We start from the raw sequence: 24,401 nt of genomic DNA on the forward strand, positions 1-24,401 counted from the left end.
AGACAGTAGGAGGAACATCACTATGATCGCAATCGCTTCTGATCACGGCGGGTATCCCTTGAAGGAGCACATCAAGGCCTATCTGGCCGCCAAGGGCATCACCTGTCAGGACTTCGGCACCGACAGCACCGAGAGCTGCGACTACCCCGCCTTTGGCAAGGCCGCCGCCCAGGCCGTGGCCTCCGGCCAGTGTGAGTGGGGCATCGTCATCTGCACCACCGGCATCGGCATCTCCATCGCCGCCAACAAGGTCCGGGGCATCCGCTGCGCCCTGTGCGGCGACCCCCTGTCCGCCTCCCTCACCCGGCGGCACAACAACGCCAACATGCTGGCCATGGGCGCGGGCATCGTGGGCAAGAATCTGGCCGAGAACATCGTGGACACCTTCCTGAACACCCAGTTCGAGGGCGGCCGCCACGAGCGCCGGGTCAACGCCCTAATGGCCATTGAAAACGACTGGTAATTGATCGGAACGCAAAAACAGCGGGTATTCGGTTCTGCGCCGAATACCCGCTGTTTTCTTGTCTGCCTCAGGCGAGAGACGCCCGCTCCCGACCCTTCCGGGTCCACCAGAGATAGAACCCCACGTTCAGCACGATGCCCACCGCTGTAGACGTGGGGGCGGCCAGGCCGATCATGGTCAGGCTGGCGTTGGGCTGGATGCTCATGAAATAGGCCATGGGCAGGCGGACCAGCAGGGTCTGCACCAGCCCCTGGACCATGACCCACAGGGTCTGGTCGTTGCCGTTGAAATAGCCCACCATGCTGAACAGCACGGCGGTGGCGATGGTCTCCGGAGCAAAGCCTTTCAGATACTCAAAGCCCTTTTGAATGACCTCCGGGTCGGGGGTGAAGACGCCCGCCAGGGCGTCGCCCTTCAGCAGGATCAGGGCGAACACCCCGCAGCCGAAGGCCAGGCCGACGCCGATGCCGGTGACCATGGCCCGCCGGGCCCGTTTCTGGTCCCCCGCCCCCACGTTCTGGGCCACGAAGGAGGCCATAGACTGCATCAGGGAACTGGGGATGAGCATGGCGAAGTTCACGATCTTACAGGCCACGCCATAGCCGGAGGAGGCCGCCAGCCCCAGGCGGTTCACAAAGGCGCACAGGGCCAGGAAAGACAGCTGGGTCAGAAACTCCTGGAGGGCCAGGGGCAGGCCGATGGACAGGAACTTTTTACACTGGACATTCAGGCGGAAATCCCCCCGCCGGATGGAAAAGGGCAGCTTCTTTTTCACCAGCATCCCCACCGCCAGCGCCACGCTGACAGCCTGGGCCAACACCGTGGCCATGGCCGCCCCGGCGGCGTCCAGCCCCAGCCCAGCCACCAGGGCCAGGTCCCCCACGATGTTGACCACGCAGGCCACCAGCACGAAGATCAGGGGGGAGCGGCTGTCCCCCAGCCCCCGGAAGATGGCCGACAGCAGGTTATAGCACACGATGAAGAAGATGCCGCAGCCGCAGATGCGCACATAGCTGGTGGTGAGCCCGACAGCCGCCTCCGGGGCCTGCATCAGGACGGAGATGGGCCGGGCAAAGCCCGCCAGCAGCACGAATATCAAAAAGGACAAAATGGTGAACACCACCGCCGCCCCGCCGATGACCGCGCCGATCTGCTCATGCCGCTTCTCCCCCAGATACCGGGCGATGAGCACCGTCACGCCCATGGCCAGCTGGGTCACCACGAACGTCACCAGATTCAATACCTGGCTGCCCGTGGACACGGCGGACAGTCCCGCGGTGGAGCCGAACTGCCCCACCACCAACAGGTCCACCGCGCCATAGGCCGCCTGCAAAACTAACGCCCCCAGCACGGGGAGCATGAACAGGGACAGCTTTTTCAGGATGCTGCCCTGGGTAAAATCAGCGTTCATAAAGAGATCCTCCTCTCGGCCATGACTCTGTACAGCTTTTCGATGGTGCGGATGGTGCAGGCCGCGTCCTCCTCGGAGATGTCATCCAGCTGGGGGGCCAGCTGGGCGAAGAACCGGGCGTTATAGGTCTGGGACAGGGCTCTCCCCGCTTCGGTGATGGAGAGATAGGTGATGCGGCCGTCCCGGTCGGAGGCGGTCTTTTTCAGATAGCCCCCGTCCTCCATCTCCTTCACCGTCCGGGTCACTCCGGGGCGGGGCAGGTCCAGGGCGTCACTGATATCAGAAATTTTCACCCGGACGCCCTTGCTCTCCAGGCCCTCGATCACGTCCAGATACTGAATGAAGGAGGGGGAGACCCCGTTGGGCAGGGCCGGCAGCAGCTCCCGCACCCGCTTGGCCTGATAGCAGGCGTCCAGCAGGGCCTTGATCGTTTTGATCGTCATGTTCGTATCCTCCCTTTAATAATTACTCAAGATAATTAACATGGGTAATTATAAGAAGATACGCGGGAAATGTCAAGAGCCGGACATACAAAAAGAGCGCGACCTCGGTCGCGCTCTTTTGGGTTACTTGTGATAACTGGAGCCCTCGTTGATCTTAAAGGCCCGATAGATCTGCTCCAGCACCATGACCCGGGCCAGGTGGTGGGGAAAGGTCATGGGGGACATGGACAGGCGCACCTTGGCCTCCTTTTTCAGGCTCTCCGCCAGACCGAAGGAGCCGCCGATGACAAAGACCAGGTGCCGGGCGGCGCTGTCCTGCCAGCTGCGCACCAGCCGGGCCAGCTCCTCGCTGGAGTGGGGCTTGCCCTCCACGCACAGGGCCACCAGGCAGGAGTTCGGGGGGATCTTCCCCCGGATGGCCGCCGCCTCCCGCTCCAGGGCGGCGTCGATCTGGGCCCGGGAGGGGTTCTGGGGCAGGCGCTCCTCAGATAGCTCCGTCAGCTCTAATTTGCAATAGGCCCCCAGGCGCTTTTGATATTCGGCACAGGCGGCCAGATAGAACTTCTCCTTCAGCTTGCCCACACAGATGAGATGTACGCTCAGCACAGGCCGCCCTCCTTCTCTCCCGCCGCGGCCAGCCGCCGCTCCAGGCGATAGGTGGGGCCTACCTCTTTACGGGGGGCCACGGCCAGGGTGATGTCCTCCTCCGGGTCACAGCCCATGGCCCGCAGGCGGCGGCTCACCGTCTCCAGCGCCCGGGCGGGGGTGTTGTTCTCCGCCGACAGATGGGCCAAGATCACGATGCTGGCCCCGGACTGCACACTCATAGCGGCCAGCTCCGCCCCGTCCTGGTTGGACAGGTGGCCGTGGTCGCCCATGATGCGCTGCTTCAGGACATAGGGATAGGGCCCGGTGCGCATCCAGTCCGGGTCATAGTTGGTCTCGCACACCAGCAAGTCGCACCCGGCCACCGCCTGGCGCACCTGGTCGGTGACGTGGCCCAGGTCGGTACAAAGGGCCATGGTCCGCCCGCCGCCGGACAGGACATAGCCCACGCTGCCCGCCGCGTCGTGGGGGGTGGCGAAGGGCTCGATCCACAGCTCGCCCACAGCAAAGCCAGCCCCCGGCAGTCGGCTTTGCAGCAGCTCCGCCCCGTGGGGGAGCTGATCTGCCAGCTGGCCGCAGGTGGCTGGGGTGGCATAGATGGGGGGCCTTATTTTCTTGGTGAGCACCGCCAGACCGCTGACGTGGTCCTGGTGCTCGTGGGTGATCAGAATGGCCGACAGGTCCGCCGGGTCCACCCCCAGGCTCTTCAGCCCGGTGGTGATGCGTCTGGCGGATATCCCGGCGTCCAGCAGCACGTGGGTGTCTCCACAGGAGACCAGCGCCGCGTTTCCGCTGGAGCCGCTGGCCAGGGTGGTAAAGGTCAGCAAGGGTCTCTATCTCCTCTTACAAGCCTCAGGCGGGTCAGCCCACCTGGGCGGGGGCCTCCTCGTCGGGGACCACAATGGTGCGGATGTCCGCGCCCACGGCGGACAGCTTCTCCACCAGGGTCTCATAGCCCCGCTCGATGTGATAGATGCCGTCCACCTCGGTCACACCCTTGGCAGACAGCCCGGCGATGACCATGGCCGCGCCGGCCCGCAGGTCGCAGGCGTGGACCGGCGCCCCGGTAAGCTGCTCCACGCCCTCGATGACGGCCACCTTGCCGTCCACCTGGATGTGGGCCCCCATGCGGCGGAACTCGTCCACATAGCGATAGCGGTTCTCCCAAACGCCCTCGGTGAGCACGCTGGTCCCCTGGGCCAGGCAGAGCACCGCGGCGATCTGGGGCTGCATGTCGGTGGGGAAGCCGGGATAGGGCATAGTCTTCACGTTCACCCGGCTGATGGGGCCGTCCCGGCGGACCAGCACGGCGTCGTCCTGCTCCTCCACATCCACGCCCATCTCCACCAGCTTGGCGGTGATGCAGTCCAGGTGCTTGGGGATGACGTTTTTGATGAGCACCTCGCCCCCGGCGGCGGCCACGGCGGCCATATAGGTGCCCGCCTCGATCTGGTCGGGGATGATGGAATAGGTCCCGCCGCTCAGCCGCTCCACGCCGCGGATCTTAATGACGTCGGTGCCCGCGCCCATGATGTCCGCGCCCATAGAGTTCAGGAAGTTGGCCAGGTCCACGATGTGGGGCTCCTTGGCCGCGTTCTCGATGACGGTCATGCCGTTGGCCAGGGTGGCGGCCAGCATAATGTTCATGGTGGCACCCACAGAGACCATGTCCAGATACACCTGGCCGCCAGCCAGCCGTCCGCCGCCGGGGACCTGGGCGCAGATCAGGCCGTTGCGCACGTCCACGTCGGCCCCCATGGCCACAAAGCCCTTGATGTGCTGGTCGATGGGCCGTCCGCCCAGGTCGCAGCCCCCGGGCAGGGGGACCTCCGCCCAGCCGAAGCGGCCCAGCAGGGCCCCCACCAGGTAATAGCTGGCGCGGATCTTCCGGGCCAGCTCATAGGGCACCTGGCGGTTGCGGATGTGGGAGCAGTCCACGTCCACCGTGTTCTTGTTCACCGTCTTCACGTCGGCGCCCAGCTCACGCAAAATCTGTAAGATCAGCGTCACGTCGCTGATCTGGGGAATATTTTCAATGCGGCACACCCCGTCCACCATCAAAGCGGCGGGGATAATGGCCACAGCGGCATTCTTCGCGCCGCTGATCTCAATGGTCCCGTGGAGGGGGCGACCCCCATGGATTTGATACTTCGTCAAATCTTGCACCTTCCTCACGCCATAAAAGGCAGTCATATCAAAAAACATGGCAGAGCCATATGTAAATATCCAAATTTCAGGCGATCCTCCGCCCCGTCCAAACCCCTGGGCATAACAGGGCAGAATAAATCTTATACATTATAGCATCTTCTGATTCCGGTGGCAATAAATTTTGTCCGGGCAAATGCAAATCGTCAATTTGAATGGCGGGCCTTTCATTTTCCAGGCTTTACAGAAAGTCCCCCTGTCAAAATGACGGTTTTATGTCGCCCTGTCAGCCCTCCTCCGGTCCCCGTGCGGCATAGTGTTCCCGCACCCGCACCAGCACGTCAGACAGCTGGGCCTGCTCCTGCCGGTCCAGCAGGTCGCCGATGAGCTGGTTAGACACCAAAAAGCCCTTGGGGGTAAAGCGCCAGCGGCCCTCCGCCGTCTTCTCCGCCCAGCCCTGGGCCTGAAACTCCTCCAGCCGCCGCTCCAGGGGGGCAAAGTCCATGAAATAGTTCCGGCGATACTCCCACTCCTCGATGCCCAGGGCGGTGCGCAGGCGGAGCATGAGATACTCCCCGCACCGCTCCTGCCGGGGGATCAGCTCCTCGCTGTCCAGAATGTTGCCCCCCTCCAGCACGCCCTTGATATAGGCGTCCAGGTCCCGGACGAAGGAATACCGCCGCCCGCCAAAGTCAGAGTGGGCCCCGGGGCCAAAGCCGATATAGGGCCGGGTGAGCCAATAGCGCAGGTTGTGCCTGGACTCGTGCCCCGGCTTTGCGAAGTTGGAGATCTCATACTGGGCAAAGCCCGCCCGCGCCAAGCGGCCCACCGTCCACAGATAGCGGTCCGCCTGGGCGTCGTCGTCGGGGAGCACCTCCCCCTCCTCCACCCGCTGGGCCAGAGGGGTGCCCTCCTCCACCTTCAGGCCATAGCAGGACAGGTGCTGGGGGATCAGGGACAGAGCGTGCTCCACGGTGGCGCGCCAGCTCTCCTCCGTCTGGCCGGGCAGGCCGTAGATCAGGTCCAGGGACAGGTTTTTAAAGCCCGCCTTCTTCGCCATGGTCACGGCCTGGTCCGTCTGCTGCACGGTGTGGGGGCGGTGGACGGCCTCCAGCTCTGCCGGGTCAGCCGACTGCATCCCCAGGGAGATGCGGTTAAAGCCCGCCCGCCGCAGCCGCCGCAGAGAGCGCAGGTCCACGCTGTCGGGGTTGGCCTCCAGGGTGATCTCCGCGTCCTTGTCCACGGGCAGCTGCTTTTTCAGGGCGGTCAAAATTTCCTTCAGCCGCTTCTCCCCATACAGGCTGGGGGTGCCGCCGCCGAAATAGATGGTGTCCACCGGCACCTGGGCCATGGGGGCCGTCTCCGCGATGTGGGAGAGCAGCGCCTTCTGATACCGGTCCATCTGGTCCTCCCGCCCGGCCAGGGAGTAGAAGTCGCAGTAGTCGCACTTGCTCTTGCAGAAGGGGATGTGAATATAAACGCCCAGCTTATCCCCGCCGGGGGCGGCGAGAGGGCGGTCAGTCTTTTTTTCTTTCTTGTGTCCGAACATGGGGCCGTTCCTCCTTGTTTTCACCTCCGATTATATCGAAAAATTCAGGCGCTGCATAGGGGGCGGGAGGAAATATTGTCAACTCAATAACAGCTCCAGCTCCTCCAGCCCCAATCCGGGCTGGAGGGCCATGCTGATGGCATAGCCCAATATTTTGGACAGGTCGGCCACCTGGCGGTCAATGTCCCTTGGGGTGACCAGAATGTCCCGGCCCGGGGCGGACTGGGGCAGGCGGTCACATCCCAGCAGGTCGGCGGCCAGGGTGGCCCCCTCCACCACCGTGGGCACGCCGATGGCCAGCACGGGCACCCCCAGGCTCTCTTCATCCAGGGCCGCCCGGTGATTGCCCACGCCGGAGCCGGGGGAGATGCCCGTGTCCGCCAGCTGCACCGTGCGGCACAGCCGGTCTAAGCTGCGGGAGGCCAGGGCGTCCACCGCGATGACGCAGCAGGGCCGGATGCTTTGGCAGACAGAGGCCACCAGTTCCTGACTCTCCAGCCCCGTGCTGCCCATCACCTCCGCCGACACCGACGCCACCGGGCGCAGGTGGCCGAACTGCTCCGGCATCCGCCCCACCAGATGGCGGGTGACCAGGGTGCAGTCGTGGACCCGGGGGCCGACGGCGTCGGGGGTGATGGCCCGGTTGCCCAGACCGGCCACCAGCACCGGGCCCTTTTTCAGGTCGATCTGCTCCAGCAGTTCCCCCAGCTCGGCGGCCACCGCCTCCACCGCCCGGGGAAAGGCCCCGTCCGCACGGGTCTCCACCCCCTCCAGGGTCAGGGTGACATAGGTCCCCCGGGGCTTGCCCAGGGCCTGCTCCCCCCGCTCATCCAGCACCTGCACCACCGTGACGGGCATACCCGCCCGCTTTCGCTCCTCTGCCCGCACCCCGGGCAATTGGGCGGTCTGTCCCGCCCGCTCCTGCCACAGCTCCCGGGCCTCCATGGCCAGGTCGGTCCGTCTCAGGTCCAAAGTGTCCCGCTCCCTTCCTGTTTTTCGTGTTTTTTGCCGGATTTTCCCCAGGAATCCGTGTCTAATTTCAGTCTATCCAAAATTCTAAAAAAAATTGAAAAAAACAGTTGCAATTTCTAGGGACGGGTGTTAAAATACATATCTGCACAGGCATATTGTGTCTAATTTAACGATGAAAATCGGAGGAGGTGTTTGGTTTGCCGAATATCAAGTCTGCCAAGAAGCGCGTCCTGGTATCCCAGACCAAGGCTGCCCAGAACAAGGCTGCTAAGTCCGCGCTGAAGACCGAGCTGAAGAAGTTTGACACCGCTGTGGCGGAAGGCAACCGCAGCGAGGCCGATGTCGCTTACAAGGTGGCCGTCAAGGCCGTGGATCAGGCCGCTGCCAAGGGGCTGCTGCACAAGAAGAACGCTGCCAACAAGAAGAGCAGCATGACCATCAAGCTGAACAAGCTGGCCTGAGGTCTGCAACGTCGAAAGCCGTCTGTTTTACAGGCGGCTTTTTTCGTACCTAATTCAGATGTGGAATCCCTCAGTCATCGCGAGGAGCGAAGCGACGTGGCGATCCGTATTCTGTAGAAAGGAGTCCCCGCCATGCTGGAACGCCTGATCTCCCTGCCCCCGGTCTCCTTCTGTCTGGAGGTGTGGGACACCTATGCCCGGGCGGGGATATCCCGCTCCGCCGCCGCCCTGGCCTATTACCTGGTGCTGACCCTGTTCCCCCTGGTCATGTGCGTGAACTATTTCATCGGCCTGTTCCACTTTGATTTAGAGCAGGTCCTCCGGGCCGCCGACGCCCTCCTCCCCGCCGGGGTAACGGGGGTGCTGGGGGACTATCTGACCTATGTGGCCGGGGTCCGCTCCCCGGCCCTGCTGTGGGCCAGCGTGTTCACCATTCTGGTCTCCGCCTCCGCCGGGCTGCGCACCTTATTTCTGGCCCTGGACGAGCTGTATGAGGTCCGGCGGCCCATGGGCGTGAAGACCACCCTGCTCAGCGTGGCCCTGTCCGCCCTGTTTCTGGTCACCATCTATTTTTCCGTGGTGGTCATCTTCACCGGGGACTGGTTCTTCCGTCTGCTGGAGCGATATCTGCCCCGGCCCTTAAAGCAGCTGCTCTCCCTGGCCCGGGTGTCCGGCCTGTGGGGCTGGCTGCGGTATCTGGTGCTGTTCTGCGCGGTGCTGCTGCTGGTGTTGGCCCTCTATCGGGCGGGCACGCCGCCCCGGGCCATGCCCCGGCGCACCCTGCGCTTTGCGGCCTTGCTCACCGCTCTGGCCATGGCGGTGTGCTCCGGGGTGTTCTCCTGGTTCATCGGCATGTCCTCCCGCTATGCCCTGGTCTACGGCTCCTTGGCCTCCCTCATCATCCTGCTGGTGTGGCTGTATCTGTGCGGCAACATCCTCCTGCTGGGTGCCGCCGTCAGCCGCACCTGGGTGATACGGCGGACGAGGTGAAAACCGGATCGCCGCATCGGGCTGTGCCCTTTTCGCAATGACAGGCTTTTTTGACCGTCTGTGTGAGCCGTCTGTTGTGGCAGACGGCTCACTTCTTTCTATCATGCTTATCGCACAAATACAGCACGAGGGACGCGACGCTCCACTTTTCTTCCCCCTGTATTTGTGATAAAATTTCCCTGACGTTTCATCTGTCATTTTCTATCTTCAACCCCCTCCCCAAGAAAGGTGGTCCCCTATGCACGAAAAGATGATCCGACAGTTCAACAGCGACGTGGCCGAGGCCCTCTCCGCCCGGCGGGCGGCGGGGCTTACCAGCCGAAAGGCCGCCCTTGCCCTGCTGAAGGCCCCGGGCTGGACCGAGACCCTGGAGGGGCTGCTGCCCATCCGCCAGCGGCTCACCTGCGCCCAGGCCCTGGAGCTGTGCCGCCAGCTGCCCGATCTGTTCTCCCCCGCCCCGGAGCAGGGCTGGCTGGCCTTCTGCTATGACTATATCCGCACCCGTATGTTCCCGGACGGGCATTTCGTGCCCAGCCCCTCCCCATTCGATGCCGGAGCGGAGACCTATCTCACCGTGCTTCAGGTCCTGCTGGACCACGAGCGGGCGGCCCTGCCCTTTGACCCGCTCATCGACTTTCAGTTTTTGTCCCAGGAGGAGTATGCCCTGTGCGACGCCGGGCGGGAGTATGGCCGCTTTCTGGCCGCCTGGCGGCAGGAGTTCGTCTATGAGCTGCTGCGCCTGGGGGACGAGGTGACTCTCTTCCGCACCCTGGGCCACATTGCCGGGGTCCACTACATCGCCATGACCGCCGCCCAGGGACTGGCCGGGGCGGGGGTGGAGGTGGACCTGGCCCTCATCTCCGCCGCGGCTGCCGCCCACGACGTGGGCAAGTTCGGCTGCCGGGCCGGGGAGCGGGTGCCCTATCTCCACTACTACTACACCGACCAGTGGCTCACCGCCCGGAAGCTGGAGGGCGTCAGCCACATCGCCGCCAACCACTCCGTGTGGGACCTGGAACTGGAGTCGTTGTCGGTGGAATCCCTGCTGCTCATCTATGCCGACTTCCGCTCCAAACAGGACCGGGATGACCAGGGCCGGGAGATCACCGTGCTCTATCCCCTGGACCAGTCCTTCCAGGTCATCCTGTCCAAGCTGGACGGGGTGGACTCCACCAAGCGCCGCCGGTATCAGCTGGTGTATGGTCGCCTCCACGACTTTGAGGACTATATGCGCCGCCTGGGGGTGGACGTGGCCCTGTCCGGCCACCCCCAGCCCCCCGTCCCCCACAAGGACGCCGCTCTCATGGGCCCGGAGGAGACCCTGGACAACTTAATTGGCCTGTCGGTGGACCACAACCTGCGGCTGATGCACATGCTGTCTAACGAGCAGAAGTTCGGCAACATCATCGAGTCCGCCCGCTCCACCAAGAGCTGGCAGCAGCTGCGGGCCTATCTGAACATCTTTGAGGAGTATTTCACCTATCTGTCCGTGCGGCAGAAGACCCAGGCCCTGTCCTTCCTGTACGAGCTGCTGGTCCACCGCGAGGGCGACATCCGCCGCCAGGCGGGCAGCCTGATCGGTCAGATCATCGCCCGGTTCCACCTGGTCTATCAGAAGGAGGTCCCCGCCCACGCCGCCCACGACCCGGCGGAGGAGGTCCCCTTCCAGCTGTGGGCGCAGTATTTAAAGCTCATCATCTACCCCGACCACAAGACCACCCCCCAGCAGCGCTCCCACATCGGCTATACCCTGAAGCTGGTGGTGGGCTCTATGCTCCAGCACGCCCGGCCCCAGGACATCCCCCGCTTTCTGGGCGCCCTGCTGGACTACTATAAAGACCCCGCCGCCCTGTCGGCGGACACCGCCTTCACCCTGCTGGACGCCATCCGCTATCTGCCCCAGCAGTATTACGGGGAGAAGACCCGGGGGGCGCTCATCGAATTCGCCGCCTATTTTGTCGCCCAGGGGGAGCTTCGCCTGACCATCGCCGCGCTGGAGTTCCTGCGGGAGGCCCAGCGCTCCCTGCCCAAGGGGCACCCCCAGATGGGCCGCATCGTGGCCATCGTCCGCTCTATGCAGCCCGAGGCCCTGACGGCCATCTTCCTGAAATATAAGATCCTCAGCCGGGCCGGGGTGAAGGACCCCGCTTTAGAGCAGACCCTCTATCACATGGACATCACCAGCGAGGTGTTCCTGGACAACCTGAAGACGGCCACCCCCTGGATCGTCAAGGTGGCCGGGGTGGAGCTGCTGCGGGACCAGGTGGAGCACGGGCTGGACGCCCACATCCTGCACATCGCCGCCCACTTCTCCAACCTGGTCAAGGTGTCGGAGCGGGTGGTGGTGCGGCACACCGCAGGCGACGCTCTGGTGCGCACCCTGTCCCTGCTGCGCCGGGACCAGCGCAACGAGGTGGTGGTGGAGCTGGGCAAGGGCCTGGAGATGGGCCAGTACGAGATCTCCAAGTATATCCCCCAGTATCTGGGCCAGGCCGCCCTGTATCTCCACCCCAGCGAGCTGGACGAGCAGGTGCTGTGGCTGCGGGGGCTGCTGGCCTCCCCCAGCGACTCCGCCGTGTCCGGGGCGCTGAACACCATCGGCGTGCTGCTGGAGAACTACCCCGCCTATTTAGAGCGCTTCCCCCAGCCCTACTCCGCCTTTGAGCACCGGCGGCAGGAGCTGCTGGGGCTGCTCCTCCAGGGCCTTGCCCACTACCGGGAAGCCGTGCGGCAGGAGGCCCTGCTGGTCATCGGCAAGCTGCTGTTCGAGTCTCGGGAGCTGTCCCTGGGGGAGAAGAGCCGCCTGTTTGCCCTGTGCTATCGCAAGCTGCTGTTCCTCATTCTGGAGTCGGCGGACCAGAGCCGCCTGACCTTTTTCTATCGGGCCGCCGCCTTGGCCCACATCAACCGGTTCATCGCCCTGCATCGGCTGGACCACGGCCCCTTCTCCTTCCCGCCCCCCCGGAAGATCGCCTTCTTCCCCGGCACCTTCGACCCCTTCACCCTGTCCCACAAGGGCATCGTCCAGGCCATCCGGGACCTGGGGTTCGAGGTCTATCTGGCGGTGGACGAGTTCTCCTGGTCCAAAAAGGCCCAGCCCCATCTGATCCGGCGGCAGATCGTCAACCTGTCCGTGGCGGGGGACTTCCACGTCCACCTGTTCCCCGATGACATCCCGGTGAACATCGCCAACCCCGACGACCTGCACCGGCTGAGCCAGCTGTTCCCCGATCAGGAGCTGTATATCGTGGCGGGCAGCGACGTGGTGGCCAACGCCTCCTGCTATAAGGCGCCCCCCCGGCCCTGGTCCATCCACGGGATGAACCACGTGATCTTCCGCCGGGCGGGGGAGAAGCCCCTGCCCAAAAAGCTGCCCATCACCGGCCAGGTGCTCCATCTTCAGCTGCCCCCCCACCTGGAGGACATCAGCTCCACCCGCATCCGGGAGAACGTGGACCTGAACCGGGACATCTCCACTTTGGTGGCCCCGGTGATCCAGGACTTTATCTATCAAAACGGCCTGTACCTCCGGGACACCCCGGACAAGCCCCTGCTGTACGCCGGGGATTTGGAGTTCCAGTGGGAGGAATCTCCCACCCAGGAACAGGTGGCAGAGCTCACCGCCGGGCTTCCCGGGGGCGAGGCCCTGGGCCAGGCCATCCTCCGCTGCCATGACCGGGTGCTGCTGCTGCGCCGCACGGGGGCGGACCGGTCCCTGGGCTTTGTGAGCTATCGCCTGCTGCCCACCTCCCAGCTGTTCGACGCCCTGGGGGACAGCGACCTGGCCAACCGGGTGCGCCTGCGGGCGGCGGGCAACGTCCTCTTCCTCACCGCCCTGGCGGCGGATACCGCCCACAAGCACAAGGACTATGCCCAGCTGCTGCTCAGCGAACTGCTGGCCCGGGCCCTGGAGAAGGAATATGTCTACGCCGTCTTCGCCCCTCACGACGGGCTGCTGCCCCCCGCTCTGGAGGACACCCTGGCCCGCTCCGGCTTTGTCCCCCGGGAGGGGGAGGCCCCCATCCGGGAGGTGGACATGCGGGCCCCCACGGTGCTCCTCCAGAACCTGGAGACCACCATTCAAGAGCCTCTGTGCCGCAACAGCCGGGTGCTCACCGCCATCCGCCGCAGCCACGAGCGGCTGCAGCGCTCCATCGCCGCCTTGTACCCCGGCTCTCTGGTGCTGACCCTGTCGGCGGACATCATCCACCACCGGCTGCTGGAGAAGATCACTGCCTGGAACAACGTGCCCTCCACCCCCACCAACCCCAGAGTGCTGGGGGAGAACATGTGCGTCCCCTTCGGCAAGCTCCTCCGGGGCAAGATCGTCCCCAACACCGTCACCAAGACGGTCCACACTGATAAAGTTTACTCCCCCGATCTGCAGGAGAGCAGCATCGAGGCCTTCCCCTACTACAGCTCCATCCCCAACCAGATCCGCACCATCAAGTCCTTTGGCCGCCCGGTGATCTTAGTGGACGACCTGATGCACCCCGGCTTCCGCCTCCACGCCCTGGACCCCATCCTGCGGCAGGAGGACGTGCCCATCCGCATGGTGCTGGTGGGCATCCTGTCCGGCTATGGCCGGGACCTGATGCGCTCCTGGGACCGGCCTGTGGACGGGGTCTACTTCCTGCCCCAGCTGCGGCAATGGTTTATCGAGGCCACCCTGTACCCCTTCATCGGCGGCAACACCGTCCGCCGACCCAAGTCCCCGGTGCCCGGTCTGCTGCCCGGAGTGAACCACATCCTGCCCTACGCCGCCCCACCTTGTCAGACCGAGTGTGGGCGGGAAGCCGCCCTCCAGCTCTCCCGCACCTGTCTGGAGTGCGCCCGGGACGTGCTGTCCACCCTGGAGCAGGAGTATCTGGCCCTGTATGGCCGCAACCTGACCCTGTCCCGTCTGCCCGAGGCGGTCATCCTCCCCCTGTGCCCCGACAAGGGCACCTGCCTGGGCTACGACCCCAACCTGTCCGCGTCGGTCTATCTGGAAAATGATTTAGAGCAGCTGCTGCGGCAGATGTGAAAAAAGAGACGGATCGCCACGTCGTTTTGCTCCTCGCAATGACAGTGAATGGAGGCCAGCACGCTTTATTTGACGATCGTTCTAAATTTGGTCGTCATTGCGAGGAGGGGCGCAGGCTCCTTACCAACTCCTAACTCCTAACTCCTAACTCCTAACTCCTAACTCCTAACTCCTAACTCCTAACTCCTAACTCCTAACTTTAACAAAAAGGTGATGGTTTCCATGTATTATTACAACCACAACGGTCACGCCCTGGTCTCCCTCTCCCCCCTGTCGGGCTTCGGCCCGGCGGTGCCCCCGGTGACGGAGGGCCGTCTGTTCGCCCCGGTGGCGGGGGACCCGGTGCTGGGCCGTGGGTCTTTTAAGGTAAACTGCCCCGGCCAGCTCTCCGCCCCCCACGGTCTGGAGGTGCTGGACGCCTCCCGCCTGCCCCAGGTGGAGGTGGACGGGGCCTGCTCTGCCGCCATTCAGGAGGGCCGTCTCACCGCCGTGAATATGTCCCGCCCCGGGTGGGAGAGCCTGCTGGACACCCAGCCCTCCCCCAAGAAGAAGCGGGTGAACGTGCTGGCCATCGGGGACGTGGGCTCCACCCTGCTCATGGGGCTGAAGCTGCTGGGGGGCGACGTGATCGACTCCATCGGCATCTGCGACCTGTCCGACCAGATCACCGCCCGGTGGGAGTTTGAGCTGGGCCAGATCGCCCTGCCCTGGAACTACGACGCCATGCCCGAGGTGGAGGTCATCCCCCCGGAAAAGCTGTTCGACGGGGACCTGTTCGTCTTTGTGGCCTCCAAGGGCATCCCCCCGGTTGGCTCCCAGGTGCAGGACGTGCGCATGGCCCAGTTCCAGGCCAACGCCGGCATCGTCAAGCACTATGCCCGCATGGCCAGGGAAGCCCACTATCAGGGCCTGTGGTGCGCCGTGTCCGACCCGGTGGACCCCCTGGCCAAGACCGCCTATCTGGAGAGCAACAAGGACGAGAACGGCGTGTGGGACGGCAAGGGCCTGCGGCCTGAGCAGGTCCAGGGCTTCGGCCTGGGGGTGATGAACGCCCGGGCGGCCTATTACGCCAAGCGGGACGAGAAATTCGCCAGCTTTCTCACCGAGGGCCGCGCCTTCGGCCCCCACGGCACCGGACTGACCATCGCCAACTCCATCGACCACTATGACGACGCCCTGTCCCAGGAGCTGACTCAGCTCACCGTGACGGCCAACCTGAAGATGCGGGCGCTGGGCTTCAAGCCCTATGTGGCCCCCGCCATGTCCTCCGGGGCGCTGTCCCTGCTGCTCACCCTGCGGGGGGAGTGGCACTGCGGCTCCGTCTTTTTAGACGGCGTCTACATGGGCGTGAAGAACCGGTTCACCCCCGCCGGGGTGGAGACCGAGCTGCTGCCCCACATCCCGGACCCCCTGTTCGCCCACATCCGGGCGGCGGCGGACCACCTGAAGACCATTCTGTAAAGAGGGTGACGGTATGTCCCTGGTTCTCATCCATCCCGCCCCGGACGAGGGGTGGGCGGACATGCGCCTGGACGGGGTGCTGTCCCACGCTCTGGCCGGGCGGCAGGTGCGGGTCATCCGCCGGGCGGAGGAGCTGAAAGATTTAACCGGGCAGCGGCTGCTCTTCGCCGCCGCCCTTGGGGAATACGGCGTGAATCTGGAGCTGACCCGGATACTCTCCGCCCTCCGCCGCACGCCCAATTTGCTGGATGGCGCTACGGCGGGTATTATCATCGATGGGCTGTCCCCTCTGTATACCAAATCTGCCGCTGCGGAGCTGGCCCTGGCGGCCAATTTAGCCGGGTGCGCCTTTGTGGGCCGCCCATTGGTAGAGGGGGCCGGGCAGCTGCACAACTTCCGCATCCAGGCCAAAAACGCCGGGACCGACCTGATGGGGGCCTATCGCGCCGCCGCCGCCGACCTGGCCCGGCGGGTAGAGACCGAGGGCTTTCCCGCCCGGGAGAAGCCCGAGCTGCTGGTGCTCCACGCCTCCAGCCACCACACCTCCAACACCATGGCCCTGTGGGAGCAGACCAAGTCCCGCCTGGGGGAGGACATCGTCTGCACCGAGATCGGCCTGCGCAACGGCACCCTGTCCGACTGCTCCGGCTGCCCCTATACCATGTGCCTGCACTTTGGGGAGCGAGGGGGCTGCTTCTATGGCGGCGTGATGCAGGAGGAGGTCTATCCCGCCATGCGCCGGTGCGCCGGGGTGATGATGCTCTGCCCCAACTATAACGACGCCCTGTCCGCCAACCTCACCGCCTGCGTCAACCGTCTCACCGCCCTGTTCCGCCAGCAGCGGTTTTATGACAACGCCCTGTTCGCCATCGTGGTCTCCGGCTACTCCGGCGGGGACATCGTGGCCCGGCAGCTCATCGACGGGCTGAACATGAACAAGTCCTTCTATCTCCCCGCCCGCTTCGCCATGATCGAAACGGCCAACGACCCCGGCGAGGCCCTGTCCCTCCCCGGCGTACAGGAAAGAGTGGACGATTTTGCCGCCCGGGTGAAGAAGACTCTGCTGAGCGGGGCGGAATAAAGCCGTTTTCTGTGAAAAAGTACAACTATCTTTTTTGGTGCGGCTATGATAAGATGTTAGGCAAGCTGTTTTATAAAGAAATGCCAAAAGCCTTCCCCTCGGGGGAAGGTGGACCCGAAGGGGACGGATGAGGGTGGGTCTCGTGGGTGCGCCGGTCATCGAACGGGCGGACACGGAGGTCCGCCCCTACGGCAGGTCACGATGGCTCTTGTAGGGGCGGACCTCTGTGTCCGCCCACGACGGCGTATGCACCTCCGCAAGTCCCCCTCAGCCTTCCCCCCTGCGTGGGGAAGGCTTTATATCGAATACAAAACGAATAAAATAAGGAGCGAATTACACCGATATGATCACTGTCACCGACCTGAGCCTCAGCTACAGCGGCACTCCCCTGTTCTCCCATGTGGACCTGCAATTTCTGCGGGGCAACTGCTATGGCATCATCGGCGCCAACGGCGCCGGCAAGTCCACCTTTCTGAAGATCCTGTCCGGCGACCTGGACTCCACCAGCGGCGAGGTGTCTATTCTGCCCAACACCCGCATGTCCGTGCTGAAGCAGGACCAGAACGCCTACGACGCCTATAACGTCATGGACACGGTCATCATGGGCAACCAGCGCCTCTATGACATCGGCAAGCAGAAGGAGGCCCTGTATGCCAAGGAGGAGATGACCGACGAGGACGGCATGCTGGCCTGCCAGCTGGAGGAGGAGTATGCCGAGCTGGGGGGCTGGGAGGCCGAGAGCGACGCCAGCCGCATCCTCCAGGGCCTTGGCATCGGCACGGAGCTGCACTATAACGACATGGCCACCCTGGACGCCCGCCTGAAGGTGAAGGTGCTGCTGGCCCAGGCCCTGTTCGGCAACCCCGACCTGCTGATGATGGACGAGCCCACCAACAACCTGGACATCGACGCGGTGAACTGGCTGGAGGATTTCCTGCTGGACTTTGAGGGCACCGTCATCGTGGTCAGCCACGACCGCCACTTCCTGAACACCGTGTGTACCCACATCGTGGACATCGACTATGGCAAGATCAAGATGTACGTGGGCAACTATGACTTCTGGTACGAGTCCAGCCAGCTGGTGCAGCAGCTGATCAAGAACCAGAACAAGCGCAACGAGGAGAAGATCAAGGAGCTGCAGGACTTTATCTCCCGCTTCTCCGCCAACAAGTCCAAGAGCAAGCAGGCCACCGCCCGGCGCAAGCTGCTGGACAAGCTGACCGTGGAGGAGATGCCCGCCTCCTCCCGCCGCTATCCCTTTGTGGGCTTTACCCCTGACCGCGAGGTGGGCAAGGACATCCTGTTCGTCACCGACGTGTCCAAGACCATCGACGGGGTGAAGGTCCTGGACAAGGTCTCCTTCATCGTGGGCCACGGGGACAAGATCGCCTTTGTGGGCGACAACGAGAACGCCCACACCGCCCTGTTCAAGATCCTGGCCGGGGAGATGGAGCCCGACGAGGGCACCGTGAAGTGGGGCCAGACGGCCACCTTCTCCTATTTCCCCAAGGACAACACCCCCTATTTCCTGGACAACGAGGACAACCTGGTCCAGTGGCTGCGCCAGTTCTCCCCCGACCCCCAGGAGCAGTACCTCCGTGGATTTTTAGGCCGGATGCTCTTCTCCGGGGACGAGGTCTATAAGCCCGTCAAGGTCCTCTCCGGCGGCGAGAAGGTCCGGTGTATGCTGTCCCGGATGATGCTGTCCGGGGCCAACGTGCTCATGCTGGACCAGCCCACCAACCACCTGGACCTGGAGTCCATCGCCGCCCTGAACAAGGGGCTGGAGGCCGTGAAGTGCAACGTGCTGGTGGCCTCCCACGACCATCAGCTGATCCAGACCGTGTGTAACCGCGTCTTCGACTTCTCCACCGACGGCAAGCTGACTGACCGCCGCATGACCTATGACGAGTATCTGGAGAAGCAGAAAGAGGCCGAGTAAGTCTCCCTCTCTCCCGCTCCAAAGCACAAAGCGCCGCCCTGGCCGGGCGGCGCTTTTTTCAGCCCCGGGGCCGGTTTTCCGTGTTTTGAAAAGAATATGTTAAACCTGCGTAAAATCTGTTGACGGCAGGAAAGTCCGCCGCATATAATGGATGCTGGAATCGTTTCGAGCATCTATGGAAGAAGGCGGCGCGTCCCGTTTTTTTACAGGGGACCTTGCAGGGCCGCCAAGGAAGGAAAGAGAATATGGGCATCACAGATATTCTGTCCCTGCTGGGCGGTCTGGCGCTGTTCCTCTATGGTATGCAGATGACCAGCTCCGGCCTGGAGGCGGCGGCGGGCGCCAAGATGAAAATTCTTCTGGAGCGCCTGACGGCCAACCGATTCATGGGCGTTCTGGTGGGCGCGGCCATCACGGCGGCCATCCAGTCCTCCTCCGCCACCACCGTCATGGTGGTGGGCTTTGTCAACGCCGGCATGATGACGCTGAACCAGGCCGTTTGGATCATCATGGGCGCCAACATCGGCACCACCATCACCGGCATGCTCATCGCCCTGGACGTGGGAGCCCTGGCCCCCCTGTTCGCCTTTGTGGGCGTGGTGCTCATGGTCTTTGTCAAGGACACGAAAATGCAGCACATCGGCCAGATCCTGGCCGGTCTGGGCGTGCTGTTCATCGGCATGGGCATGATGAGCACCGCCATGTCCCCCCTGCGGGACTCCCCGGAGTTTGTGGAGCTGGTCTCCACCTTCTCTAACCCCCTGGTGGGCATCCTGGTGGGCGCGGGCTTCACCGCCATCATCCAGTCCTCCGCCGCCGCGGTAGGCATCGTCCAGACCCTGGCCAACGCGGGCATCATCCCCCTGGCCAGCGGGGCCTTTGTCCTGTTCGGCACCAACATCGGCACCTGCATCACCGCCGTGCTGGCCTCCATCGGCACCAGCCGCAACGCCAAGCGGGCCACCATCATCCACCTGCTGTTCAACATCATCGGCACGGTGATCTTCACCCTGCTGTTTTTGATCTTCCCCATCGCCCACATCATCGACGGGACCCTGGTCCTGCCCGGCGGGCTGGGGACCTCCCTGGCCGCGGTGCTGCCCAAAACGGCGGCCGGCCGGGTGGCTTTGATCCACACCTGCTTCAACATCGGCACCACCCTCATCCTGCTGCCCCTGGGCACCTATCTGGCCCGGCTGGCGGTGCGCATCCTGCCCGAGCTGCCCGTCTCTGACACAGACACCGGCGAGGGCATGCGCCTGAACTACCTCAAGCCCATCACCGCCAATGGCAAGGAGGGCGGCCTGGGCGTGTCCGCCATCGTCATCGACCAGCTGCGGCACGAGCTGCACCGGATGCTGTCCATGGCCCGGGACAACGTGGCCAAGAGTTTCCGGTCCGTTCTGGACCGGGACCCCGCCAGCCTGGAGGACATCGAGCAGCGGGAGGAGTATATCGACTTTTTGAACCGGGAGATCTCCCGCTACGTCTCTAAGCTCATCTCCATCGAGACCAACGAGCAGGGCTCCGCCGTGGTCAGCAGCTTCTTCGCCATCTCGGGCAACATCGAGCGCATCGGCGACCACGCCGACAACCTGGCGGGCTATACCCGGCTGCTGGTGAATAAAGACATCCGCTTCTCCCCGGCGGCCCTCAGCGCCGTGGGCGACATGCGGGACGTGGCCCTGGAGGCCATCTCCTCCCTGCTCCACCACGAGGCGGGGGACCCGGTGTGGCTGGCCGACGTGGCCCAGATGGAGCAGCGCATCGACGACATGACCGACCAGTTCCGCCGGGACCAGCTGGATCGGATGCGCAGCGGCGTGTGCAACGAGGAGGCCTGCATCATCTACTCCGAGCTGCTCACCGACTTTGAGCGTATCGGCGACCACGTCCTGAACATCGCCCAGGAACTCACCAAGGCCCAGACGGGGCTGTGAGACCTCAGCTTCAACCGCAAAAGCGCGCCACCCAAGGTTCCTTTGGGTGGCGCGCTTCTTCATTTTATTTCTGCGCTCGCAACTGCTCTGTACGCTGGACATCCACTTCCCACTTACCGGGGGCACCGGACAGGGCCACACCATAGTCCTGCTCTGCCGACTGGGGGGATACATCCCCCTCCATCACATCTCGGAGCACCTTCTCCGGGTTACGGAGCCTGGCATCGCCCCAGCCGCCTGCGCCGGGAGTCAGCACTTGGACCACGTCGCCCTTCTGCAGCACTAGGCCGGTGCACTTCGAGGTCAGCCGCTCCTGCTGGTTGCTCCCCGCCCGGGTGAGGAAATAGCGCCCTCCGGCCCCGTTCTGGCCGCCGCACAATCCCCAGGGTTCAAACCGCTGGCGATCACCCAGACCAGTATAGATCACGTCGTCTTCCACGGCCTCATACACCCGCTCAATGCCCAGACCGCCCCGGAACTCGCCCGGGCCGCCGCTGTCCGGCCGCAGGCCGTATTTTTGCACCAGGATCAGAGGAAACTCCATCTCCAGCGCCTCCACCGGCAGGTTGGAGGTGTTGGTCATGTGGATCTGAACGCCGCTCTGGCCGTCCATATCCCGGTGGGCCCCCGCACCTCCGGCGATGGTCTCCATATACACATGGTACCGTTCCGGGTCTTTGGGGTCATAACCGCTGAACAGGGCGGTAGTGCAGCTGCCGTTGCTGCCCGCCATCGACCGCTCTCCGGCTGCCGGAGCCAGGGCTCCAAACACCACGTCGGCGATGCGCATGGCTGTGTCGATCCGCTCACCCACGGCGGCAGGATTTTTGGCGTTTAAGATCATGCCCGGCTCGGCCTCTACAGAGAAAGCCCGGTAGATGCCCGCATTGGAGGGAGAGCCCGGATCGATAAGGGCCTTCAGCGAATAGAACACCGCCGCCAGCATTCCGTTCCAGGTGATATTGATGGGACCGGCCACCTGGCCCTGAGTGCCGGCAAAGTCCACATGCAGGTCGTCCCCCTTGATGGTGATCTTTACGCTGATTTTCACCGGGTCAGGGGAGGCCACGCCAGCGTCATCCATATAGTCCACAAAGGAGTATTCTCCATCGGGCAGCTTCTGGATACCCGCCCGCAGACGGCGCTCAGCATAGCGCTGCAATTCGTGCATACAGTCCACCAGCAAATCGCCATACCGGGCATAGGCATCCAACAGCCGCCGGGCACCCACCCGGTTCGCAGCGATCTGAGCCTGCAGATCGCCGTACCGCTCCCCGGGGATGCGGGAATTCGCCAGTACAAAGTCCAGAATGTCCGCCAGAGGCTCCCCATTGCTGCACACCCGCACCAAGGGGATCTTCAGTCCCTCCTGGAAAATGTTGATGGCATCACCACAGGTGGAACCAGGCTCCTTGCCTCCGATGTCGCTGTGGTGGGCCAGGTTAGCCGCCCAGCCGATGAGCTTGCCGTTGGGGGCAAAAATAGGAGCGGCGATGGTGATGTCGTTTAAGTGGGTGCCGCCGCCGTTATAGGGGTCGTTGCCGATGAACATATCCCCGGGGCGAATGTCCTCCTTGGAAAACTTTTTATACACCTCGCCGATGATGCCCAGCAAAGAGCCCAGGTGCATGGGCACATGCTCTGCCTGGGCCACCATGTTGCCCTCCGGGTCGAACATAGCAGTGGAGATATCCCGGCGCTCCTTGATGTTGTTGGAATAGGCGCTTTTGATGATGGCCACTCCCATCTCCTCTGCAATGGACAACAGCAGGTTGCCCACGATCTCCAGCATGACGGCATCGGTCTGTCCGCTCATTTCTCTTCCCCTCCCTTATACAAAGCGATAATGTTGTAATAGGCATCGGTATAGGCACTCCACTGGGGCGGGATGACGCAGGTGGAGTCCATCTGCTCCAGAATGGCCGGTCCCTCCAGCGTGGTCCCGGGCTTGAGCTGGGTGCGATGGTATACCTTTGTATCCACGAACTCGCTCTCCCGGTCAAACAGAACCTGCCGCACCTCCATGGGCTGGGGCAGGGCCGCCTGGGGCTCCAAAGCCGCAGCGGACAAGTCCGGCTTTTCCATCACGCCGATGGCGCTGAGACGGAAGTTCACCATCTGCACCGGCATCTCCCGGCTGCAATAGCCATAGGCCCGCTCGTGCTCCTGGTGAAAACGCTCGATCATGTCCTCCAGCGCCGCCTGGTCAAAGGGAGCAGCGACCTGAATGGCAATCTCGTAGTTCTGGCGCATGTAGCGGCAGTCCACAGTGTAGGTATACTCCCGCTTATCCCGCTCCACATGCTCCTTGTCCAGCAACGCATCACCATCGGCCAACAGGCCACGGAAAATATCCTGCGCCTTGTCCAGATAGGCAGGCTCGGCGGGGGTCAGGTTGGAACAGCTCAGGTCAAACTTGGTGTCAGCCATCAGCAGTCCCAAGGAGCACAGGGTGCCGGGGGACGGGGGAATGAGCACCTGGCGGATGCCCATGTCCTGGGCCACCTCGCAGGCGTGGAGGGGACCCGCTCCGCCAAAGGCCATCAGGGTGAACTCCCGGGGATCATAACCCCGCTCCACGCTGACCACCCGGATGGCCCGCACCATATTGGAGTTGACCACCGACACGATTCCGGCGGCCGCCCGCTCCAAGGTCAGACCGGCCTTGTCACAGATGTGGGTGCGGATGGCCTGCTCGGCCAGACTCCGGTCCACATCCATCTTGCCGCCCAGAATCTTCGTCGCATTCAGCTTGCCCAGCACGATGTTGGCATCAGTGACACAGGGCAGCTGACCGCCTCGCATATAGCAGGCCGGGCCCGGGGTGGCTCCGGCACTGCGGGGGCCCACTTTCAATGCGCCACCCTCGTCGATGTGGGCAATGGAACCGCCGCCGGCGCCCACGGTGACGATGTCGATCATGGGGATGCGGGCGGGATAGCCCTCCACCGTGCGGTCGTTGGACAGCTGAGCCTTGCCGTCTTCGATCAGGCTCACATCGATACTGGTGCCGCCCATGTCAAAGGTGATGATCTTGTCCAGTCCCACCTGCTGGCCGATGTAAATGGCACCGATCACACCGGCAGACGGACCGGACACCGCCGTCTTAATGGGACAGTCTACCGTCTCTGCAATGGAGATGATCGAGCCGTTGGACTGGGTGACATAGGGAGCCACCCGAATGCCCGTCTCCTGGACGGAACGCTCGAAGTTGTGGACGTACTTCTTCATCACCGGCCCCAGATAGGCATTGAGCATGGTGGTACTCATGCGGGAGTACTCCCGGAACTCGGCTACCAGATCGTGAGAGGCGGAGACGTATACGCCGGGATACTCCTCCTGAATGATCTCCTTGATCCGGTCTTCATGAGCGGGATTGATGAAGGAGAACAAGGTACACACTGCAATGGTCTCTGCACCCATGGCCTTCAGGCAGCGCACCGCATTTCTCACGCTGTCCTCATCTAAGGGGGTGCGCACACTGCCGTCGTGGAGGATGCGCTCCTGCACCTCCTGCCGCATTCCAGCGGGGATCAGGCTCTCCGGCTTGGGCTTGCGCAGGTCATATAGAGATGGGCGGCGCTGCCAGCCGATCTCCATCAGGTCTTTAAAGCCCTGAGTGGTGATCAGGCCCATGCGGGCCCCCTTCTTTTCGATCAAAGCGTTGGTGGCCACCGTGGTCCCGTGGGCCAGATAGCTCACATCCATGGGGTCAATGTGCTGCTCGGCCAGGATCTCCTGGATGCCCCCCATAATGGCCTTAGAGGGGTCCTCCGGCGTGGAGCTGCGCTTATAGTGGCTCAGCTGGCCGCTCTGCGTATCAAACAGGGAGAAGTCGGTAAAGGTTCCTCCCACGTCTACACCGATCATATAACTCATAATATTTCTCCTCGATCCAGTTTCTCGTATAA

17 protein-coding genes are annotated in these 24,401 nt (G+C 63.5%); 8 read left to right on the plus strand and 9 right to left on the minus strand.

What is annotated here, in order from left to right:
* The first annotated feature begins 22 nt into the window (after positions 1-22).
* On the plus strand, positions 23-463 hold the full coding sequence (rpiB, locus tag ACSAMP_RS03765) for a ribose 5-phosphate isomerase B (protein ID WP_441796950.1): 441 nt from the start codon (positions 23-25) through the stop codon (positions 461-463).
* Between the two features lie 67 nt (positions 464-530).
* On the opposite strand, the gene ACSAMP_RS03770 is transcribed toward rpiB, so the two are convergent.
* From ACSAMP_RS03770 to gpr, 7 genes are all read right to left on the minus strand, one after another.
* Positions 531-1,874 carry an MATE family efflux transporter gene (locus ACSAMP_RS03770; RefSeq protein WP_457799556.1) on the minus strand — a complete coding sequence of 448 codons (1,344 nt, stop codon included), beginning with the start codon at positions 1,872-1,874 and terminating at the stop codon, positions 531-533.
* The gene (locus tag ACSAMP_RS03775) at positions 1,871-2,317 is read right to left on the minus strand and encodes a MarR family winged helix-turn-helix transcriptional regulator (protein ID WP_457799557.1); all 447 of its coding nucleotides are present in this window, start codon (positions 2,315-2,317) and stop codon (positions 1,871-1,873) included. The genes ACSAMP_RS03770 and ACSAMP_RS03775 overlap by 4 nt, the downstream gene beginning before the upstream one ends.
* Positions 2,318-2,440: 123 nt before the next feature.
* Positions 2,441-2,923 (minus strand): 23S rRNA (pseudouridine(1915)-N(3))-methyltransferase RlmH, encoded by a 483-nt coding sequence (rlmH, locus tag ACSAMP_RS03780; RefSeq protein ID WP_457799558.1) that lies wholly within the window; start codon positions 2,921-2,923, stop codon positions 2,441-2,443.
* Positions 2,917-3,750, minus strand: coding sequence for an MBL fold metallo-hydrolase (locus ACSAMP_RS03785; protein ID WP_457799559.1), 834 nt, complete (start codon positions 3,748-3,750; stop codon positions 2,917-2,919). Before ACSAMP_RS03785 ends, rlmH begins: the two co-directional genes overlap by 7 nt.
* A 34-nt stretch (positions 3,751-3,784) precedes the next feature.
* Complete coding sequence (locus ACSAMP_RS03790) at positions 3,785-5,080, minus strand: UDP-N-acetylglucosamine 1-carboxyvinyltransferase (RefSeq protein WP_441796945.1); 1,296 nt, start codon at positions 5,078-5,080, stop codon at positions 3,785-3,787.
* Between the two features lie 274 nt (positions 5,081-5,354).
* Entirely contained in the window at positions 5,355-6,617 is a 1,263-nt protein-coding gene (gene hemW / locus ACSAMP_RS03795; RefSeq protein ID WP_457799560.1) for a radical SAM family heme chaperone HemW, read from the minus strand.
* A gap of 78 nt (positions 6,618-6,695) precedes the next feature.
* Positions 6,696-7,589 carry a GPR endopeptidase gene (gene gpr, locus ACSAMP_RS03800; RefSeq protein ID WP_457799561.1) on the minus strand — a complete coding sequence of 298 codons (894 nt, stop codon included), beginning with the start codon at positions 7,587-7,589 and terminating at the stop codon, positions 6,696-6,698.
* Between the two features lie 197 nt (positions 7,590-7,786).
* Between gpr and rpsT the strand changes: the two genes are divergently transcribed.
* The 7 genes from rpsT (at position 7,787) to ACSAMP_RS03835 (ending at position 20,490) form a co-directional block, all read left to right on the plus strand.
* Positions 7,787-8,050, plus strand: coding sequence for a 30S ribosomal protein S20 (rpsT, locus tag ACSAMP_RS03805; RefSeq protein WP_147563347.1), 264 nt, complete (start codon positions 7,787-7,789; stop codon positions 8,048-8,050).
* Positions 8,051-8,182: 132 nt separating this feature from the next.
* Positions 8,183-9,040 carry a YihY/virulence factor BrkB family protein gene (locus ACSAMP_RS03810; protein ID WP_457799562.1) on the plus strand — a complete coding sequence of 286 codons (858 nt, stop codon included), beginning with the start codon at positions 8,183-8,185 and terminating at the stop codon, positions 9,038-9,040.
* A gap of 238 nt (positions 9,041-9,278) precedes the next feature.
* Complete coding sequence (locus tag ACSAMP_RS03815) at positions 9,279-14,066, plus strand: nicotinate-nicotinamide nucleotide adenylyltransferase (protein WP_457799563.1); 4,788 nt, start codon at positions 9,279-9,281, stop codon at positions 14,064-14,066.
* Between the two features lie 222 nt (positions 14,067-14,288).
* On the plus strand, positions 14,289-15,527 hold the full coding sequence (locus ACSAMP_RS03820) for a Rossmann-fold NAD(P)-binding domain-containing protein (RefSeq protein WP_457799564.1): 1,239 nt from the start codon (positions 14,289-14,291) through the stop codon (positions 15,525-15,527).
* Positions 15,528-15,540: 13 nt separating this feature from the next.
* Positions 15,541-16,608, plus strand: a complete 1,068-nt coding sequence (locus ACSAMP_RS03825; protein ID WP_457799565.1) for a flavodoxin family protein — start codon at positions 15,541-15,543, stop codon at positions 16,606-16,608.
* A gap of 343 nt (positions 16,609-16,951) precedes the next feature.
* A complete protein-coding gene (locus ACSAMP_RS03830; RefSeq protein WP_147563343.1) occupies positions 16,952-18,550 on the plus strand; it encodes an ABC-F family ATP-binding cassette domain-containing protein in 1,599 nt (532 codons plus the stop codon).
* Between the two features lie 245 nt (positions 18,551-18,795).
* Positions 18,796-20,490 carry a Na/Pi cotransporter family protein gene (locus tag ACSAMP_RS03835; protein ID WP_457799566.1) on the plus strand — a complete coding sequence of 565 codons (1,695 nt, stop codon included), beginning with the start codon at positions 18,796-18,798 and terminating at the stop codon, positions 20,488-20,490.
* 64 nt (positions 20,491-20,554) lie between these two features.
* On the opposite strand, the gene ACSAMP_RS03840 is transcribed toward ACSAMP_RS03835, so the two are convergent.
* Entirely contained in the window at positions 20,555-22,306 is a 1,752-nt protein-coding gene (locus ACSAMP_RS03840; protein WP_457799567.1) for a hydantoinase B/oxoprolinase family protein, read from the minus strand.
* Positions 22,303-24,369: a hydantoinase/oxoprolinase family protein gene (locus ACSAMP_RS03845; protein WP_457799568.1), complete on the minus strand. Its 2,067-nt coding sequence runs from the start codon at positions 24,367-24,369 to the stop codon at positions 22,303-22,305. The genes ACSAMP_RS03840 and ACSAMP_RS03845 overlap by 4 nt, the downstream gene beginning before the upstream one ends.
* Positions 24,370-24,401: the final 32 nt, after the last annotated feature.

Source organism: Flintibacter sp. SJQ-8, from assembly GCF_054108085.1.

Bases quoted from the DNA above. Each gene is read 5' to 3' on its own strand.
- rpiB (WP_441796950.1), top strand. From the start codon at position 23: ATGATCGCAATCGCTTCTGATCACGGCGGGTATCCCTTGAAGGAGCAC.
- ACSAMP_RS03770 (WP_457799556.1), bottom strand. From the start codon at position 1,874: ATGAACGCTGATTTTACCCAGGGCAGCATCCTGAAAAAGCTGTCCCTG.
- ACSAMP_RS03775 (WP_457799557.1), bottom strand. From the start codon at position 2,317: ATGACGATCAAAACGATCAAGGCCCTGCTGGACGCCTGCTATCAGGCC.
- hemW (WP_457799560.1), bottom strand. From the start codon at position 6,617: ATGTTCGGACACAAGAAAGAAAAAAAGACTGACCGCCCTCTCGCCGCC.
- ACSAMP_RS03810 (WP_457799562.1), top strand. From the start codon at position 8,183: ATGCTGGAACGCCTGATCTCCCTGCCCCCGGTCTCCTTCTGTCTGGAG.
- ACSAMP_RS03815 (WP_457799563.1), top strand. From the start codon at position 9,279: ATGCACGAAAAGATGATCCGACAGTTCAACAGCGACGTGGCCGAGGCC.
- ACSAMP_RS03820 (WP_457799564.1), top strand. From the start codon at position 14,289: ATGTATTATTACAACCACAACGGTCACGCCCTGGTCTCCCTCTCCCCC.
- ACSAMP_RS03825 (WP_457799565.1), top strand. From the start codon at position 15,541: ATGTCCCTGGTTCTCATCCATCCCGCCCCGGACGAGGGGTGGGCGGAC.
- ACSAMP_RS03830 (WP_147563343.1), top strand. From the start codon at position 16,952: ATGATCACTGTCACCGACCTGAGCCTCAGCTACAGCGGCACTCCCCTG.
- ACSAMP_RS03835 (WP_457799566.1), top strand. From the start codon at position 18,796: ATGGGCATCACAGATATTCTGTCCCTGCTGGGCGGTCTGGCGCTGTTC.
- ACSAMP_RS03840 (WP_457799567.1), bottom strand. From the start codon at position 22,306: ATGAGCGGACAGACCGATGCCGTCATGCTGGAGATCGTGGGCAACCTG.
- ACSAMP_RS03845 (WP_457799568.1), bottom strand. From the start codon at position 24,369: ATGAGTTATATGATCGGTGTAGACGTGGGAGGAACCTTTACCGACTTC.